This window comes from Burkholderia sp. Z1, from assembly GCF_014893795.1.
Lineage (GTDB): Bacteria > Pseudomonadota > Gammaproteobacteria > Burkholderiales > Burkholderiaceae > Burkholderia > Burkholderia theae.
Window position 1 is genome coordinate 2,726,309 of the sequence record NZ_JACFYL010000002.1, and the last position, 15,777, is coordinate 2,742,085.

Genomic DNA, 15,777 nt, shown 5'->3' on the forward strand with positions numbered 1-15,777 from the left:
GTGGTGTCTCCTTCAGTTGACGCGGCGCGCGACGCCGTGCCAGTACTGCTCGCGTACGAGCTTGCGGGCGATCTTGCCGCTGGCGTTCTTCGGCAACTCCGCGACGAAATCGACGGCGCGCGGCAGCTTGTAGTCGGCGAGCAGCGCACGGCAATGCGCGACGAGATCGGCGGCCTGCGCGTCGCGGCCGGGCTTCAGCACGACGACGGCCTTCACGGCCTCGCCCCACTTTTCGTCGGGCACGCCGACCACGCACGCTTCGAGCACGTCCGCGTGCCGGTACAGCGTCGCCTCGACTTCCGTCGGGTACACGTTGAAGCCGCCGGAAATGATCATGTCGTTCTTGCGGTCGACGAGGTAGATGAAGCCTTCGTCGTCGGTGCGCGCGAGATCGCCCGTATGCAGCCAGCCGTCGACCAGCACCTCGCGCGTCAGCTCCGGCGCATTCCAGTACCCCTGGAACACGTCCGCGCCGCGAATCACGATCTCGCCGATCGCGTCGCCTTCGACTTCGCGACCGTTCGCGTCGACGACACGCACCTCCGTCTCACCGAGCGGCCGGCCGCACGACGCGAGTCGCGCATGATCGGACAGCAGCGCGTAAGCGTGATCGGCGATGCCGAGACGCGTGACGCCCGACGTCGACTCGCTGGCGCCGTAACCCTGCGACAGCACCGGGCCGATGCGCGACCACGCCTCCTCGATGCGCGCCGGCGCCATCGGCGCCGCGCCGTAGCCCAGCACCTTCAGGCTGCGCAGGTCGGCGTGCACGAGGTCCGGCTCGTTCAGCACCATGTTGATCATCGCCGGCACCATGAACGCGTGCGTGATGCGCAACCGCGCCACGTCGGCGAGGAAGCGCGCGGGCTCGAATGCGTCGAACAGCACGAGCGTCGCGCCGCAGAACAGGTACGGCTGCATCAGCATGCCCGACGCGTGCGTGATCGGCCCGATCAGCGCGAGCCGGTCGCCGGGCTGCGCGGGGCGGTCCATGCCCAGCACGATCTTGCGCAGCGACGCGAGTCGGTTGCCATAGCTCTGCATCGCGGCCTTGATGCGCCCCGTCGAGCCGGACGAGAAATGCAGCACCGCGAGATCGTCGATGGCCGGCGCGTAGTCGGGCATCGTGCTGCCGCCCTGCGCGAGCAGCGTTTCGTAATCGAGGTAACCGTCGGTCGCGCCGTCGAGCGATACGAACCGCTCCACCGACGCGAAGCCCGGCGAGTCCGGCGTGTAATGCGTATAGCCGCGGCCGCCGATGAACGCGACCGGCGTGCAGTTGCCGACGACATCGGCCGCCTCGGCCGCGGTGAAGCGCGGATTCAGCGCGGCCTTCACGAGGCCGGCCTTGTACAGCGCGCACTCGATCTCCACGAGCTCGATGGCGTTGCGGGCCTGCACGGCGATCCGCGCGCCGGGCGCGAAGCCCAGCCCGCGCAGCGCGTTCGCGAGGCGCGTCGAACGCTCGTCGAGCTGGCGGTAGGTGACGGCGCGGTCGCGATGCAGCACGGCGGGCTGGTCGCCCCAGTAACGGGCCGCGCGCCGCAGGAAGTAGGCGAAGCTCAAGCGAATTCTCCTGGTCGAACGATGCCGCCAGTCTGTAAGATGCACGGGCATCACCACAATGCATCACTGGCTATAAAGTCATAACCCATGGGAATCCCCTGATGGATACGCGCGATCTGGAATACCTGCTGGCCGTCGAACGGCACGGCAGCATCGGCAAGGCCGCCGACGCGTTGGGCCTGTCGCAGCCGGCGCTGACCAAGGCCATGCAGCGGCTGGAGACGCAGGTCGGCGTGACGCTGTTCGAGCGAACCGCGAGCGGCATGACGCCGACGCCGGCCGGTGCGCGGTTCGTCGCGCGCGCGCAGCGGATCGCGCTCGAATTCGACGATGCGATGCAGGAGATGCGCGCGATCCGCGGCGGCGAGCAGGGTGTCGTGCGGATCGGTTACTCGCCGACCGTGCCGACCGCGCTGGTGCTCGGCGCGTGCCGGCAACTGATCGGCGAACGGCCGGCCGCGAAGCTGCGGCTGCGCTGCCGGCTCGCGCGCGAACTGCTCGACCTGCTCGCGGCCGGCGAGCTCGATCTTGTCGTGGCACCCGCGCCGACGCAGCCGGACCCGACGCTCGCGCGCGTCGAGCTGTTCAGCGACCGCCTGTCGGTACTCGCCGACGAAGCGCATCCGCTGCAGCGCAAGCGCGGCCTCACGCTCGCCGATCTCGTCGACCAGGAATGGCTGCTGCCCGAGACGACGCTGCCCGTGCGGCGCCAGATCGACGACGCGTTCCGCGCGCGCGGCCTGGCCGGCCCGCGCCTGCGTGTCGAAACGGATTTCGGCAGCACGTCGCTGCTGCACCTGCTGCGCGGCACGCCGCTGCTGTGCGTCGGCGGAACCGAGGCGCTCGATCAGCTCAACGGGCTGCGCGCGCTCGACCTGCTGCCCGGCGAACTCGACCTCGGACGGCGCATCGCCGCGATGCATCGGGCGGGCGCGTACCTGCCGCCGCTGGTACAGCGCATCGTCGCGCTGCTGCAGGCGCGCGTGAAATAGCCGCGCGCCCCCGCCGCGACCATCATTTGCGGGAGTGATGACACTCCCCTTTTTCTGCGGATTTGACCGGGAAGGCGGTGCCGACAACACTAGCCCGCAGTGCCGCACAGACGGCGCGCGCCCGCCTCCCCCTTCAGAGTCCGCCATGTACCCGACCGACACCGTGCAATCCCCGAGCGCCACGCGGCCGCTCGCCGACCGGCAACTGCGCCGGATCGTCATCGCCTCCGTCGCCGGCAACGCGATGGAGTGGTACGACTTTTTCGTGTACGGCACGGCCGCGGCGCTGGTGTTCGGCCACGTGTTCTTTCCGCCCGGCGCGTCGCCGCTCGCGGGCAGCCTCGCTGCGTTCGCGGCGTTCGCGCTTGGCTTCGTCGCGCGGCCGCTGGGCGGGATCGTGTTCGGCCACGTCGGCGATCGCTACGGGCGCAAGGCGTCGCTCGTGTGGACGCTGCTGATCATGGGCGCATCGACCTTCGCGATCGGCCTGCTGCCGACCTACGCGCAGGTCGGCCTGTGGGCGCCCGCGGCGCTCGTCGCGCTGCGCCTGCTGCAGGGCATCGCGTCCGGCGGCGAATGGGGCGGCGGCGTGCTGATGATCAGCGAGAACGCGCCGCCCGCGCAGCGCGGCTATTACGCCGCCTGGAGCCAGCTCGGCGTGGGCGGCGGCTTCGTGCTGTCGTCGGCCGCGTTTCTCGCCGCGCAGGCGCTGCCGGACGACGCGTTCCGCGCGTGGGGCTGGCGGCTGCCGTTCCTCGCGAGCATCGCCATCTTCGCGATCGGCATCTATATCCGCCGCCATCTGCCGGAAAGCCGCGACTTCGAGCAGGCCGGCAAGCGCGGCGCGCAGTCGCATCTGCCGATCGTAGAATGCCTGCGCCGCCACCCGAAGGAAATCCTGCTCGCGATGGGGCTGCGCGTGGCCGAGAACGGCGGCGCGTACATCTTCCTCGCGTTCTCGCTCGTCTACGGCAAATACGTCGGCATCCCGAACGGCGTGATGCTGACCGGCGTGATGATCGCGATGATCGTCGAGATGGGCGCGATGCTCGCGTGGGGCCGGCTGTCCGACCGGATCGGCCGCAAGCCCGTGTACCTGATCGGCGCGCTGAGCCTCGTCGCCTGCGCGTTTCCGTTCTTCTGGCTGCTCGACACGCGGGCAACGCCGCTCGTGTGGCTCGCGCTGACGGTCGGCACGGCCGTCAGCCACGGCGCGATGATCGGCACGCTGCCCGCGCTCGTCGGCGAGCTGTTCAGCACCGAGGTGCGCTACTCGGGCGTCGCGCTCGGCCACGAAGTCGCGTCGATCTTCGCGGGCGGGATGTCGCCGCTGATCGCGACCGCGCTGCTCGCGCGCTATCACGCGTCGTGGCCCGTCTCGCTGTTCCTCGTCGCGCTCGGCCTCGTCACGGTCGCGACGCTGTGCGTGATGCGCGAGACGCGCACCACGCAGCCCGACGGTTCGCACGGCGACGCGGCGTGACCGCGCAACGCTCAGCGCGCGCCGGTGCGCCGCGCGCCGTCGAATGCCGGTGCCAGCCCGAGGTGGTCGAGCAGCCGCGCGAACTCGCCGAGCCGCTGCCGCATGTACGCGGGTACGTCGACCTCCGCGTAGTCGTGGAAGCCGGCGCCCGTGCGCACGCCGTCGCGCCCGGCTTCCATGTTGCGCACGACGCTGTCGGCTGGCGCGAAGCGCGGGCCGATCTCGCCGGCCAGGTACGTCGACGCGTAGTACAGGATGTCGCAGCCGCCCCAGTCGATGAATTCGAGCAGCCCGAGCACCGCGAAGCGCGGGCCGAAACCGGTGCGGATCGCCGTGTCGATGTCCTCGGCGCTCGCGACGCCCTCCTCGACCATCCGCGCGGCCTCGTTCATCGCGAGCGCCTGGATGCGCGGCACGATATAACCGGGCGCCGGCCCACAGATCACCGGTTTCTTGCCGACCCGCACGAGCAGCGCGGCAAGTCGCGCGACGACGGACGGATCCGTCGCGTCGCTGCGGCTGATCTCGACGAGCGGCATCAGCAACGCGGGGTTCAGCCAGTGCGCGTTCAGCATCCGTGCGGGATGCGCGACATGGCGCTGCAACTCGGTGACGACGAACGTCGACGTCGTCGACGCAATCGTTGCGCGTGCATCGACGTGTGCGCCGAGCCAGCGCAGCGCATCGGCCTTCGCGTCGAGCACTTCGGGCAGCGCCTCGAACACGACGTCGGCGTCGCGCACCGCTTCCGCCGCGCCGTCGCGCGCGACGAGCGCGATGCGTGCGACGACGGCGTCGGCCTGCACGGCATCGATGCGGCCGAGCGCGACCTGCGCGTGCAGCGGCCGTGCGATCTCGTCGCGCGTACGTGCATCGAATGCGCGCCATCCGGCCGCGTCGCGCGGCTTGAAGTCGACCAGCGTCACGTCGAGCCCCGCGAACGCGAACACGAGCGCGATCCCCTGCCCCATGCGTCCCGCGCCGAGCACGTGCACGCGCGTCACATCGGCGGCCGCGATCATGCCGCGTACCCCGCATCGAGCAGCGCGCGCATCGCGTCGTGCGGCAGCGCCGCCAGCCCGAGCCGCTCCAGCGTGCGGCCTTCCGCATACAGGTCACGCACGGCGACCGCGCTCGCGATGCTCAGCAGCCCCTGCGCGACGGGCGTCGGCACACCGGCCCAGCGCCCGCACGACACGATGAGCGACAGCCCCAGCCGGGTGTCCTCGAGCATGTAGCGATGCGTGCGCAGATCGATCTTCTCGCGCCAGTCGCCGCTATCGGTCAGCTTGCCGTGCGCGCCTCTCCCGTACATCCACTCGTCGCCGTCGGCCGCGTAGTGATCCGCAAGCGGGAAATGCGGCGCACGATAACCGAGCGCTTCGCGCACTGCAATGCGCTCGGCGTCGAGCGCGTTCGTCACACGGCGGATCGCCGGTTGCGTGCCTTCGTTATGGATGTCCCACGCGTCGAAGTGTTCGAGCGGCCCCGCGTTCATCAGGATCAGCGGCGGATGGATCACGGGCCCCGCGTTCATCAGCGCGCCGGACAACGCGTCCTCGACCGGCTCGACCGACGGATAACCCGCGCGCAGCACGTCGAACGCCCAGCCGGCCGCATTCGCCGGAAACACGCCGGTCGGCAGGCGCGTCGCATACGCGCTGATCACGACCTCGTTGTCGCCATGCTTGCGCACCAGGTACGGCAGCGTGCCCGTCTCGGCGAACGCGACACGCGAACGATTGCCGGCATCGGCCGCCGCGCGCGCGAACACGACACTGCCGAACGTGCCGGGCGGCAGGAACACGACCTGGCCGTCCTCCAGCAGCGGCGCGACCTGCGCGGCGAGTGCGTCGTGCGACGTGGCCGGCAGCGGCACCACGACGAGCCGCGCGCCGCGCAGCGCGGCCGCGAGATCGTCGGTCAGGCGAATCGCGCCGGGCGCGTCCCCGAGCGGAACCGGCCGCTTGCCGCGATAGTCGGTCACGTTCAATTCGCCGAGTTCGCGCAGCCGCGCGTGCGGCTCGCGATCGCGCCGCCACCATGTCACGTCGTGCCCCTTTTCGAACAGGTCGATAACCGCCGCATGGCAGCCGTGGCCGCCGCCCAGTACACATACCTTCATCGTCGTCTCCGGTTGATCAAGTGTGATCGAGACTACGCGGCCGCCCCCGTCGCGTCGCTTCAAAACGCGCAACGGCACGCCCGTTCGCGCAACGCAATCGCGGCACTGCGCATGCGCCGCCCGCGCGCACCGACGCGCCAACGCATCCGCTCCGAGGCCCACGAATGGATATCGCCCTTTCCCGCCATGCGCCGAACCGGCTCGGCACACTGCAGGCGCCCGACGAAGTCGAACGCGCGGTCGCGCACCGGCTCGGGCCGCACCGGATGGCCGCGCGCGGCCGCGATCCGTTTCGCGCGGAACTGTACGAGGTGCCGCTGCATCACGGCGCACTGCTCGAACTCTGCTACGGCCGCGAAACGCGCATCGATTTCGGCGGCGACGCCGATCATTTCCTGTTCAGGCTGACGCTCGCGGGCGCATGCGAGCTGCAGGCCGGCGCCGCGGTCGCGCAGGCGGGCCCCGGCGAGCTGACCGTGTCGTCGCCCGCGCTCGCGAGCCGCCTGAGCACGAGCCCCGATTGCCGCAACCTCGTGCTGCGGCTCGAACGCGGCGCGCTCGAACGCAAGCTGCAGGACATGCTGCACGCGACACTCACGCGACCGCTGCAGTTCGAACTCGCGGCCGGCGGCACCGGCACGGGCGCCGCACTCGTGCTGCCGACGTTCGAGTATCTGTGCCGGCTCGGTGCGCAGCCTGGCATCGGCACGGCCGCGACCACCTTCGGCGCCGATCTCACCGCGTGGCTGATGTCGCTGCTGCTCACGCACCTGCCGCATTCATACAGCGACGCGCTCGCGCGCGGCACGCCACTGCTGCCGGCGCACGTGCGCCGAGCATGCGACCACGTCGACGCGCATCTCGGCGAACCGCTCGCGCTCGCCGCGCTGGCGGCTGTCGCGGGCGTTGCACCGCGCACGCTGCAGCACGCGTTCCGCGCGTTCCTGCACACCACGCCGGCCGCCTACGTGCGCGAGCGCCGGCTCGCCGCCGTGCACGCGGCGCTGCAACGCGGCGACGCGCGCAGCGTGACCGACGTGCTGATCGCGCACGGCATCCATGGCTTCGGCCATTTCGCGAAGGCGTATGCGCGGCGTTACGGCCACGCGCCTTCCGTCACCGCGAGGCAAACACGATGACGCACTCCGCCCCCGGCCGCCCCGCGGCCCCCGCCCGCGCCGAACCTTCCGCGCGCGACGCCGACGCGCACGACGGCCTGCGCGTGCAGGATCTCGATCTCAACTTGCTGAAGACGTTTCGCGCGGTCTACGAGGAGCGGCATGTCGGCCGCGCGGCGCTGCGGCTCGGCGTCACGCAGCCGTCCGTCAGCTACGCGCTCGGCCGGCTGCGGCTGATGTTCCGCGACGCGCTGTTCGTGCGCACCGGCACCGGTGTCGAACCGACGCCGCGTGCGCAGCGGCTCGCGCTATCGGTCGACAAGGCGCTCGCGATCCTGCAGGACGTGCTCGACGAAGGCTCGCGCTTCGCGCCCGACAGCACGCAGCGCGTGTTCCGCCTGCACATGAGCGATTTCGCGGCGAGCGCGTTCCTGCCGACGATGCTCGCCGAATTCGACCGCCGCGCGCCGGGCGCGGTGATCGAGACACTGCACGTCGACGAATGCCAGCTCAACGTCGCGCTCGAATCGGGGCGGATCGATTTCGCGCTCGGGCATTTCGCCGATGCGTCGAGCCACTTCCAGCGCGCCGCGCTGCTGCACGAACGCTGCGTGCTGTTGATGCCGCGCCGCACCGCGCAACGCGTCGCGCTGCCCGACGATTTCGTGCTCGACGGCACGGCGCCCGACGCGCTGCGCTTCGTCGCGGTCACGTCGCATCCGCAATCGATGCAGTTGCTGGAACGGCACGGGCTGATGCCGCGCGTACGCGCGGCGCTGCCCGATTTCATGGTGGTGCCCGCGCTGCTGCGCGACGGCGACTACGCGCTGATCCTGCCGGAGACCATCGCGATCACGTTCGCGGCGCGGCAGCCGTGCACGCTGTACGAGATCGCCGACGCCGGCGAATGGGCCGTCAATGCGTACTGGCATCGGCGCTTCGATGCGGACCCCGGCCATCGCTGGCTGCGCGCGTTGCTGCTCGAACTGTTCAGCATCGGCCAGCAGGCGCCGTTCGACGCATGGCTCGCGCCGCAGCCGCCCGCCTGCGCCTAACGACGCACGCCGGCGCGGGCCGGCCGGCGTGGCCGCGAAGCTCAGAACGACGTGAGGATGCCCGCGACGATCGAGCTGGCGGTCGCGCCGGCCTTCGCAACCGCGACGCCGCCGCCCGCCGCGCCGTTGACGACGAAGCGCGCATGCGCGCCGTTGCGCACCATCGCGGCGCCCGTGTACAGCACCGTGCGCTTCGACAGCGGATAGTCGAAGCGGATGCCATACGAATCGGCGTTGCCTTCGCTGTCCGCGACCTTGCGGTAGTGGCCGACGCTCAGCAACAGCGACGCGCGCCCGATCGGCACCGTCGCGCTCAGCTCCATGATGTCGCTGTGCGGATACGCGCTCTGGCTGTCGATCGCGGTCGCGACGTCGGGCCCGCCGCGATGGCGCATATACAGCGCGGCGACCTTCACGACGCTGAAGTCGTACGAGATCGCGCCGACCGTGTAGTTCCCGTTCGCGGCCGGGCTCGTGTCGCCGAGCGCGGATGCGGCAACCGGGCTGAACTTCTGCTGCATGTAGTCGATGTCGACCGACAGGCCGCTGCGTGCGTAGTTGACGCCCGCGCCATACGTATCGCCCAGCGTCGCCGGTTGCCCGGCCGCGCCGTTGGTGCCGCGTGCGGCCATCGCGCGCAGCATGAAGCCCGCATAACGCGGCGACGTATAGCGCATCGAGTTGCGCACGCGCAGGAATGCCGGCCCGACGAAGTTGTTGGTCGCATTGCCCCACGCGAGCCCCGCGCCGAGGCCGGGCAGGCTGTACGTGACGAGCGTCGTATGCACGATCGTATAAAGCTCGCCGAACTGCACGCCGCCGAACGGCCCCGTGATGCCGACCCACGCTTCGCGCCCGAACAGCGCGCTGCTGTTCGACAGCGCGCCGCTCGCCGCGTTGAAGCCGTCCTCGAGCTTGAAGATCGTCGCATAGCCGCCGCCGAGATCCTCGACGCCCTTCAGCCCCCACTGCGACGCGAACAGGTTGCCGCTGCCCATGCGCGTCACGTGGTTCGGGCCGGCGTTCGCGTATTCGATCGCGGTGTCGACGCGGCCGTAGAGCGTCACGCTCGATTGCGCGGCGGCGGGCAGCGCCGCGCTGGCGAGCAGCACGGCAAGCGGTACGGCAAGCCGGTCGGCCCGCCTGTTCGGATGGTTCATCGTTGTCGTCCCGTAGAAGTGCCGGCGCCTGTCGGCATCGCGCCGTCTGGTGTGAAGCGCGTTCGCCGCGAAGGGCCAACGCCGCCAATGCAAAACGGGCCGAGTCTAGGAACGACAATTTCGGACGTCGACGCAATGCGATCTATAACGCTTATAGACGCGCCGCATGAAGCGCGCGCGCCCCGCCGCACGCACGTTGCGCGGCACCCTGCGCACACGGCCTCGGTGTTTTCTTTATCCGGGTCGGTAAATGTCCGTGTGGCGCGGCTGTCACTCCGGCTATGGCGGCCGAATTTGGCCGACTACGCTGCGTCTCCGATCGTGTCACCCGCACGCTTTCGCGCCGCGCCGGCGCCAGCCAGCAAGGCCGATGCCGCGCATCCCCACCGCCCGCTCCTGGAGAATCCGCATGTCCGCATCCACGGCCCGCGCTGCCGACGGCAAGCGCTATACGTACGAATGGTATGTCGTCGTCATCTGCATGCTCGCGTACGTCTTTTCGTTCGTCGACCGCCAGGTCCTCGTGCTGATGATCGAACCGATCAAGCGCGACCTGCACCTGTCCGATACGCAGTTCAGCCTGCTCAACGGCTTCGCGTTCTCGCTGTTCTACGCGGTGATGGGGCTGCCCGTCGCGTATCTCGCCGACCGCTACGCGCGCCCGCGGATCATCTCGATCGGCATCGCGCTGTGGAGCGTCGCGACCGCCGCATGCGGGCTCAGCCAGCATTTCGTGCAGATGTTCATCGCGCGCATGGGTGTCGGCGTCGGCGAGGCCGCGCTGTCGCCCGGCGCGTATTCGATGCTGGCCGACTACTTCCCGAAGGAGAAGCTCGGGCGCGCGATCGCCGTGTATTCGCTCGGCTCGTTCATCGGCGGCGGCGTGGCGTTCCTGATCGGCGGCTACGTGATCGCGCTGCTCAAGCATGCGAGCGCGTTCACGCTGCCGGTCGTCGGGCAGGTGCATGCGTGGCAGGTCACGTTCCTGATCGTCGGGTTGCCGGGGCTCCTCGTCGCGCTGCTGTTCGCCGCGACCGTGCGCGACCCGCAGCGCAAGGGGCTCGCGCAGGATCGCTCGGGTGCCGTGCGGCGCGTGTCGATGCGTGATTCGCTACGCTTCGTCGGCACGCACCGCGCGACCTTCGCGTGCCACTACCTCGGCTTCTCGTTCTACGCGATGACGCTGTACTGCCTGCTGAGCTGGACGCCCGCGTTCTATATCCGCCGCTTCGGGATGACGGCCGTCGAAGCCGGCTACACGCTCGGCATCGTGCTGCTGGTCGCGAACACCGCCGGCGTGTTCTGCGGCGGCTGGCTCAACGACTGGCTGCTGCGGCGCGGCCGCAGCGATGCGCCGATGCGCGCCGGCGCGATCGGCGCTGCGTGCATGGTGATCCCCGCGACGCTGTTCACGCAGCTCGACTCCCTGCCGGCGTCGCTCGCGATGCTCGTCGTCGCGATGTTCTTCGCGTCGTTCCCGATGCCGACGTCGACCGCCGCGATGCAGACGCTCGCGCCGAACCAGATGCGCGCGCAGATCTCCGCGCTGTTCCTGCTCGTGTCGAACCTGATTGCGCTGGGGATCGGCACGACCGTCGTCGCGCTGTTCACCGATCGCGTGTTCGGCGCGCCGGCGGCGGTCGGCCATTCGATGTCGATCGTCAACGTCGCGGCGGCCACGCTCGCCGCGCTGCTGCTCGCCGCCGGGTGCCGGCACTATCGCCGTAGCCTCGATCGCGAACGCGGTCATGCGTCGGCCGCGGTGTCGCGTTCGGCCGATGCAGGCGACGCGGTCGCTGCACGCTGATCGCAACTGGCCACCCGACTATTATCAATTCAACTGATTCAGGCATCGTTTTTTTATCGATTTGATTTATGTGATGCCCGTCCCTATTCTCGATCGCATGACGGCGCGGTGTCTGCCGCGCCGCGTTCCCCTTACCCCACGGAATTTCCCATGCAAGCGAACCGCCACCAGGTCCGGATCGACGCGCTGATCGACGCGGCGCAGGACATTCGCTGCTTCCGGGTTTCGCGCGTGGACGGCCAGCCGTTCGACGCGTACGAACCGGGCGCCCATATCGACGTCACCGCACCGTCCGGCATCACGCGTCAGTACTCGCTGTGCGGCAACCCCGACGAGCGCGGCAGCTACCTGTTCGCGGTGAAGAAGGAAGCGCAGTCGCGCGGCGGCTCACGTTCGCTGCACGACGACGTGACGGTTGGCACCGAATTGTCGATCGGCGCGCCGCGCAACCTGTTTCGTCTGACCGATGCCGCAAGCGAGCACGTGCTGATCGCGGCCGGTATCGGCATCACGCCGCTGCTGTCGATGGCGTATGCGCTGCACCGGCGCGGCGCGCGCTACCGGCTGCATTACTTCGCGCGCAGCCGCGAACATGCGGCATTCGTCGACGAACTGTCGGCCGAACCGTTTGCGTCGCACGTGACGTTCCACTACGGCGTCGAGCCCGACGTGCTCGCGGCCGAACTCGGCCGCTGCGTCGCGTCGATCGATGCGCGTGCCCATGTCTATACGTGCGGCCCGGGGCCGTTCATGGATGCGGTGGTCACGGCCGCCGCGACGCGCGTTCCCGACGCGTCGATCCATCTCGAACGCTTCGCGGCGGACCCGGCCGCCGCCGATACGAATGCGAATGCGGATTCCAAAGCCGACGCCGGCCCGGCCGACGGCTTCGAAGTGCGGCTGCAGCGCAGCGGGCAATCGGTGCGCGTCACGCCCGACACGTCGATCGTCGACGCGCTCGCGCGGATCGGCATCGAGGTCGACACGTCATGCGGCGAAGGCGTCTGCGGCACCTGCATGGTGCCCGTCATCGACGGCGAACCCGATCATCGCGACCACTGCCTCAGCAAGGCCGAGCGCGCGAGCAACACGGTGATCTGCTGCTGCGTGTCGCGCGCGCGCTCAGCGGTGCTCGTCCTCGATCTCTGACGCGCGCGCCCCGGCCGTCACGCGTCGTCGAAACGCTCGACGATCTCGGCCAGCAGCGCGCGCATCCACGCGTTGCCCTCGTCCTCATGGAAGTGCTCGTGCCAGTGCATCGTCACCGGCGCGGGCGGCAGCGTCACCGGCAGGTCGTAAAGCCGGAACGCGTTGTCGCGGTTCAGGATCTGCGCAAGCCGCTTCGGCAGCGTCGCATAGAGATCCGTGACCGACAGCACGCTCGGCAGCGCGACGAAGTGCGGCACTTCGAGCGCGATGTTGCGGCCCACGCCCTGCGCGCGCAACGCGTCGTCGAGCGCGTGATGGCTGTGCTCGACCGATTTCACGTTGACGTGCGCGGCGCGCACGAACTGGTCGAGACTCAGCGCGGCGCCGGCCGGCAAGCCGCGCCGGCGGCCCGTCATGCACACGTAGGTTTCCTCGAACAGCACGTGATGGCGCGTGCGCGGCATCAGTTCCGGCAGGTTGCCGATCGCGAAATCCAGCCGGCTCGCGCGCAGCGCTTCCTCGATCTCCTCGACCGGCATCGGCTGCACGCTCAGCGTCGCGCGCGGCGCGCGCTCGCGCAGCGCCTGGCAGATCGCCGGCAGGTACGCCATCTCGCCCGCGTCCGACAACGACAGCCGGAACGTGCGCGTGCTGGTCGCCGCATCGAAGCGCTCCGCATAACGCAGCGCCACGCGCACCATGTCGAGCGCCTTGCCGACGATGCCCGCAAGCTCGAGCGCAACCGGCGTCGGCTGCATGCCCGAACGCGTGCGCACGAACAGCGGATCGTCGAACAGCGTGCGCAGCCGGCCGAGCGAATAGCTGACGGCCGGCTGCGACAGCGCGAGCCGCTCGCCGGCCTTCGTCAGGCTGCGTTCCTCGACGATCGCCTGGAACACGCGCAACAGGTTCAGATCGAGATGATCGACCGATGTCATCGTGACCTCCATCATTTGCCGTATTTATTGACTCGCCAATTTTAGATCAATTTGACGGATATGTAGCGGAAGACGAGACTGGTCTCTCGATACCGCGCCCCGCGCGGCCCGTTTTCGCGACTCCTTCCCCACGACAACGATGAGCGACATTCCCTACCAGACGATCGACACCCGTGCGCTGCACGGCCTCGCGCAGCCCGACCGCATCGCGCCCGCGATGTATCACGACCCCGCGCTGTTCGAAGCCGAGCTCGACCGCATCTTCTACCGCACCTGGATCTGGGTCGCGCACGAGAGCGAACTGCCGCGGCCCGGCGACTTCATCACGACGACGATCGGCCGCCAGCCGGTGATCGTCGTGCGCGACAAGACCGGCGACATCAACGTGCTGCAGAACCGCTGCCGCCATCGCGGCGCGACCGTGTGCGAATCGCACAAGGGCAACGCGAAGGGTTTCACGTGCCCGTATCACAGCTGGTCGTATGCGCTCGACGGCACGCTGCGCGCGCTGCCGTATGGCGACGGTTACGAAGGCGTGTGCGAGAAAGGCGACCTGCCGCTCGTGAAGCTGCGCGTCGGCGTGTACCAGGGGCTGATCTTCGCGAGCTTCAACGACGACATCGAACCGCTCGAGGATTTCCTCGGCGGCGCGAAGCCGTGGATCGACCTGTTCATGAAACAGGGCGCCGGTTACCCGATCAAGGCGAACGGCGAGCACAAGTTCAAGTTCAAGGGCAACTGGAAGATCCAGCTCGAGAACACGACCGACCTCTATCACTTCCCGGTCGTGCACAAGTCGTGGATGAAGTCGATCGACGACGAAACGGCTGCCGCGATCACGAGCTTCATGACGAACGAGGCCGCGTTCTGCCGCGGGCTTGGCAACGGCCACAGCCTCGCGGTGCTGATGCCCGAGCTGATCGACCTCGACGAAGACGACGGCGCGCCGCTGCCCGAGCGCTTCGCGCCGCTCGCCCAGAAGCTCGCCGAACGCCACGCACCGGACGAAGTGCGCCGCATCGTGCGCTCGCTGATGGGCGTCGGCTTCAACCTGAACCTGTTCCCGAACCTCGCGCTGTCGATGGCGTTCTTCCGCGTGCTGCGGCCGATCTCCGCGAACGAAACCGAGATCCGCCACGTCGCGCTCGCGATGGACGGCGGCCCCGACGAAGCGAACCGCGAGCGGCTGCGCATCCACGAGCACTTCCAGGGACCGTTCGGCTTCGGCAGCCCCGACGATGCGGAAGCGTGGGAGCGCGTGCAACGCGGCGCGCATGCGGGCCCCGATGTGCCGATCCTCGTGAATCGCGGGCTGAACCGCGAGACGACCGCCGCGAACGGCGAAAAGACCGCGCATGCGACCGACGAGACCGGCATGCGCGAGGCCTACCAGCAATGGCGCAAGATGATGGAGCAACAGTGATGGACGACCGCAACGCCCTTTTCTCGCAGCAGACCTTCGCCCACGCGGTCGAATTCGTATGGCGCGAAGCCGAGATGCTCGATCGCCGCGACTATCGCGCGTGGCTCGACCTGTGGGATCCGGCCGGCCACTACGTGGTGCCGATCGCTCCCGACGCGACCGACTTCGCGGCCACGCTGAACTACGTGTTCGACGACCAGGACATGCGCGAGAAGCGCGTGCAGCGGATGGTGTCCGGTTATTCGGCGTCGGCGACCGACGCGGCGCGCACGGTGCGCACCGTGTCGCGCTTCACGCTGGAAAGCGGCAGCGCCGACACCGTCGAGCTGAAATCCGCGCAAGTCGTCGTCGCGTACAAGCGCGGCGTCGCGACGCTGTTCGCGGCCGACGTCACGCACAAGCTGCACGTCGACGCCGAAGGCGAGATGCGGATCGCCGAGAAGGTCGTGCGCCTGATCGACTCGACCGAAGCACTCAGCGCGATCGGCTTCCTGCTGTAAGCCGTGGCCGGTTCGCCGCCGAAAACGCAACGGTGAACCGGCAACCTTCACCTTTCCGGACGACCATGCCCACACTCGAAGTTTTCCTGCCGGCCGGCCATGACGACGCACGCAAGGCCGAACTGATCGCACGATTGACCGGCGCGACCGTCGATGCGATCGGCGCGCCGATCGAATCCGTGCGCGTGCTGCTCACCGAATTGCCCGCGACGCACATCGGCCTCGGCGGCCGCACTGCGGCGGACGGCGCGCCGCCGTCGCTGCCGGTGATCGTCGCGATCCTGATCGCCGGGCGCACCGACGCGCAGAAACGCGCGCTGATCGCCGCGTTGTCCGATGCCGGTGCGAACGTGCTCGACGCGCCGCTGCAGGCAACGCGCGTGATCATCAAGGACATCCCGAACACCGACTTCGGCATCGGCGGGCAAACCGCGCGGGCGCTGGGACGTTGATGATGTGCG

14 protein-coding genes are annotated in these 15,777 nt (G+C 69.3%); 9 read left to right on the forward strand and 5 right to left on the reverse strand.

Annotation, left to right across the window (positions count from 1 at the left end; genetic code table 11):
• Positions 1-12: 12 nt before the first annotated feature.
• Positions 13-1,566 (reverse strand): AMP-binding protein, encoded by a 1,554-nt coding sequence (locus tag H3H55_RS29090; RefSeq protein WP_129516643.1) that lies wholly within the window; start codon positions 1,564-1,566, stop codon positions 13-15.
• Positions 1,567-1,667: 101 nt separating this feature from the next.
• On the opposite strand from H3H55_RS29090, the gene H3H55_RS29095 reads away from it, so the two are divergent.
• Together H3H55_RS29095 and H3H55_RS29100 are read left to right on the forward strand one after the other, a co-directional pair.
• Positions 1,668-2,558: a LysR family transcriptional regulator gene (locus H3H55_RS29095; protein WP_129516642.1), complete on the forward strand. Its 891-nt coding sequence runs from the start codon at positions 1,668-1,670 to the stop codon at positions 2,556-2,558.
• A gap of 145 nt (positions 2,559-2,703) precedes the next feature.
• Positions 2,704-4,041: an MFS transporter gene (locus H3H55_RS29100; protein WP_193101213.1), complete on the forward strand. Its 1,338-nt coding sequence runs from the start codon at positions 2,704-2,706 to the stop codon at positions 4,039-4,041.
• Positions 4,042-4,052: 11 nt separating this feature from the next.
• Here H3H55_RS29100 and H3H55_RS29105 read toward each other — a convergent pair whose 3' ends face one another.
• Both H3H55_RS29105 and H3H55_RS29110 read right to left on the reverse strand, forming a co-directional pair.
• Complete coding sequence (locus H3H55_RS29105) at positions 4,053-5,063, reverse strand: 3-hydroxybutyryl-CoA dehydrogenase (RefSeq protein ID WP_193101214.1); 1,011 nt, start codon at positions 5,061-5,063, stop codon at positions 4,053-4,055.
• Complete coding sequence (locus H3H55_RS29110; protein ID WP_193101215.1) at positions 5,060-6,166, reverse strand: NAD/NADP-dependent octopine/nopaline dehydrogenase family protein; 1,107 nt, start codon at positions 6,164-6,166, stop codon at positions 5,060-5,062. The genes H3H55_RS29105 and H3H55_RS29110 overlap by 4 nt, the downstream gene beginning before the upstream one ends.
• A 164-nt stretch (positions 6,167-6,330) precedes the next feature.
• Here H3H55_RS29110 and H3H55_RS29115 point away from each other — a divergent pair, with 164 nt between their 5' ends.
• Positions 6,331-7,305 (forward strand): AraC family transcriptional regulator, encoded by a 975-nt coding sequence (locus H3H55_RS29115; RefSeq protein WP_193101216.1) that lies wholly within the window; start codon positions 6,331-6,333, stop codon positions 7,303-7,305.
• Positions 7,302-8,339 (forward strand): LysR family transcriptional regulator, encoded by a 1,038-nt coding sequence (locus H3H55_RS29120; RefSeq protein WP_193101217.1) that lies wholly within the window; start codon positions 7,302-7,304, stop codon positions 8,337-8,339. Before H3H55_RS29115 ends, H3H55_RS29120 begins: the two co-directional genes overlap by 4 nt.
• A gap of 41 nt (positions 8,340-8,380) precedes the next feature.
• Here H3H55_RS29120 and H3H55_RS29125 read toward each other — a convergent pair whose 3' ends face one another.
• Positions 8,381-9,499 carry a porin gene (locus tag H3H55_RS29125; RefSeq protein WP_193101218.1) on the reverse strand — a complete coding sequence of 373 codons (1,119 nt, stop codon included), beginning with the start codon at positions 9,497-9,499 and terminating at the stop codon, positions 8,381-8,383.
• Positions 9,500-9,908: 409 nt separating this feature from the next.
• On the opposite strand from H3H55_RS29125, the gene H3H55_RS29130 reads away from it, so the two are divergent.
• Positions 9,909-11,306, forward strand: a complete 1,398-nt coding sequence (locus tag H3H55_RS29130) for a spinster family MFS transporter (RefSeq protein WP_193101219.1) — start codon at positions 9,909-9,911, stop codon at positions 11,304-11,306.
• Between the two features lie 150 nt (positions 11,307-11,456).
• Positions 11,457-12,455, forward strand: coding sequence for a PDR/VanB family oxidoreductase (locus H3H55_RS29135; protein WP_193101220.1), 999 nt, complete (start codon positions 11,457-11,459; stop codon positions 12,453-12,455).
• A gap of 17 nt (positions 12,456-12,472) precedes the next feature.
• Here the strand turns inward: H3H55_RS29135 and H3H55_RS29140 are convergent, their stop codons facing one another.
• Positions 12,473-13,393, reverse strand: coding sequence for a LysR family transcriptional regulator (locus tag H3H55_RS29140; protein WP_193101221.1), 921 nt, complete (start codon positions 13,391-13,393; stop codon positions 12,473-12,475).
• Positions 13,394-13,532: 139 nt separating this feature from the next.
• On the opposite strand from H3H55_RS29140, the gene H3H55_RS29145 reads away from it, so the two are divergent.
• The 3 genes from H3H55_RS29145 to H3H55_RS29155 all read left to right on the forward strand — a co-directional run bounded on the left by H3H55_RS29145 (position 13,533) and on the right by H3H55_RS29155 (position 15,768).
• Positions 13,533-14,816, forward strand: coding sequence for an aromatic ring-hydroxylating oxygenase subunit alpha (locus H3H55_RS29145; RefSeq protein ID WP_193101222.1), 1,284 nt, complete (start codon positions 13,533-13,535; stop codon positions 14,814-14,816).
• A complete protein-coding gene (locus H3H55_RS29150) occupies positions 14,813-15,316 on the forward strand; it encodes an aromatic-ring-hydroxylating dioxygenase subunit beta (protein WP_193101223.1) in 504 nt (167 codons plus the stop codon). Before H3H55_RS29145 ends, H3H55_RS29150 begins: the two co-directional genes overlap by 4 nt.
• Positions 15,317-15,381: 65 nt before the next feature.
• Positions 15,382-15,768: a tautomerase family protein gene (locus H3H55_RS29155; RefSeq protein WP_175694450.1), complete on the forward strand. Its 387-nt coding sequence runs from the start codon at positions 15,382-15,384 to the stop codon at positions 15,766-15,768.
• The last annotated feature ends 9 nt before the right edge of the window (positions 15,769-15,777 follow it).

Excerpts from the sequence above, each read along its gene's own strand:
- H3H55_RS29095 (WP_129516642.1), top strand. The coding sequence starts at position 1,668 with ATGGATACGCGCGATCTGGAATACCTGCTGGCCGTCGAACGGCACGGC.
- H3H55_RS29100 (WP_193101213.1), top strand. The coding sequence starts at position 2,704 with ATGTACCCGACCGACACCGTGCAATCCCCGAGCGCCACGCGGCCGCTC.
- H3H55_RS29105 (WP_193101214.1), bottom strand. The coding sequence starts at position 5,063 with ATGATCGCGGCCGCCGATGTGACGCGCGTGCACGTGCTCGGCGCGGGA.
- H3H55_RS29110 (WP_193101215.1), bottom strand. The coding sequence starts at position 6,166 with ATGAAGGTATGTGTACTGGGCGGCGGCCACGGCTGCCATGCGGCGGTT.
- H3H55_RS29115 (WP_193101216.1), top strand. The coding sequence starts at position 6,331 with ATGGATATCGCCCTTTCCCGCCATGCGCCGAACCGGCTCGGCACACTG.
- H3H55_RS29120 (WP_193101217.1), top strand. The coding sequence starts at position 7,302 with ATGACGCACTCCGCCCCCGGCCGCCCCGCGGCCCCCGCCCGCGCCGAA.
- H3H55_RS29125 (WP_193101218.1), bottom strand. The coding sequence starts at position 9,499 with ATGAACCATCCGAACAGGCGGGCCGACCGGCTTGCCGTACCGCTTGCC.
- H3H55_RS29130 (WP_193101219.1), top strand. The coding sequence starts at position 9,909 with ATGTCCGCATCCACGGCCCGCGCTGCCGACGGCAAGCGCTATACGTAC.
- H3H55_RS29135 (WP_193101220.1), top strand. The coding sequence starts at position 11,457 with ATGCAAGCGAACCGCCACCAGGTCCGGATCGACGCGCTGATCGACGCG.
- H3H55_RS29140 (WP_193101221.1), bottom strand. The coding sequence starts at position 13,393 with ATGACATCGGTCGATCATCTCGATCTGAACCTGTTGCGCGTGTTCCAG.
- H3H55_RS29145 (WP_193101222.1), top strand. The coding sequence starts at position 13,533 with ATGAGCGACATTCCCTACCAGACGATCGACACCCGTGCGCTGCACGGC.
- H3H55_RS29155 (WP_175694450.1), top strand. The coding sequence starts at position 15,382 with ATGCCCACACTCGAAGTTTTCCTGCCGGCCGGCCATGACGACGCACGC.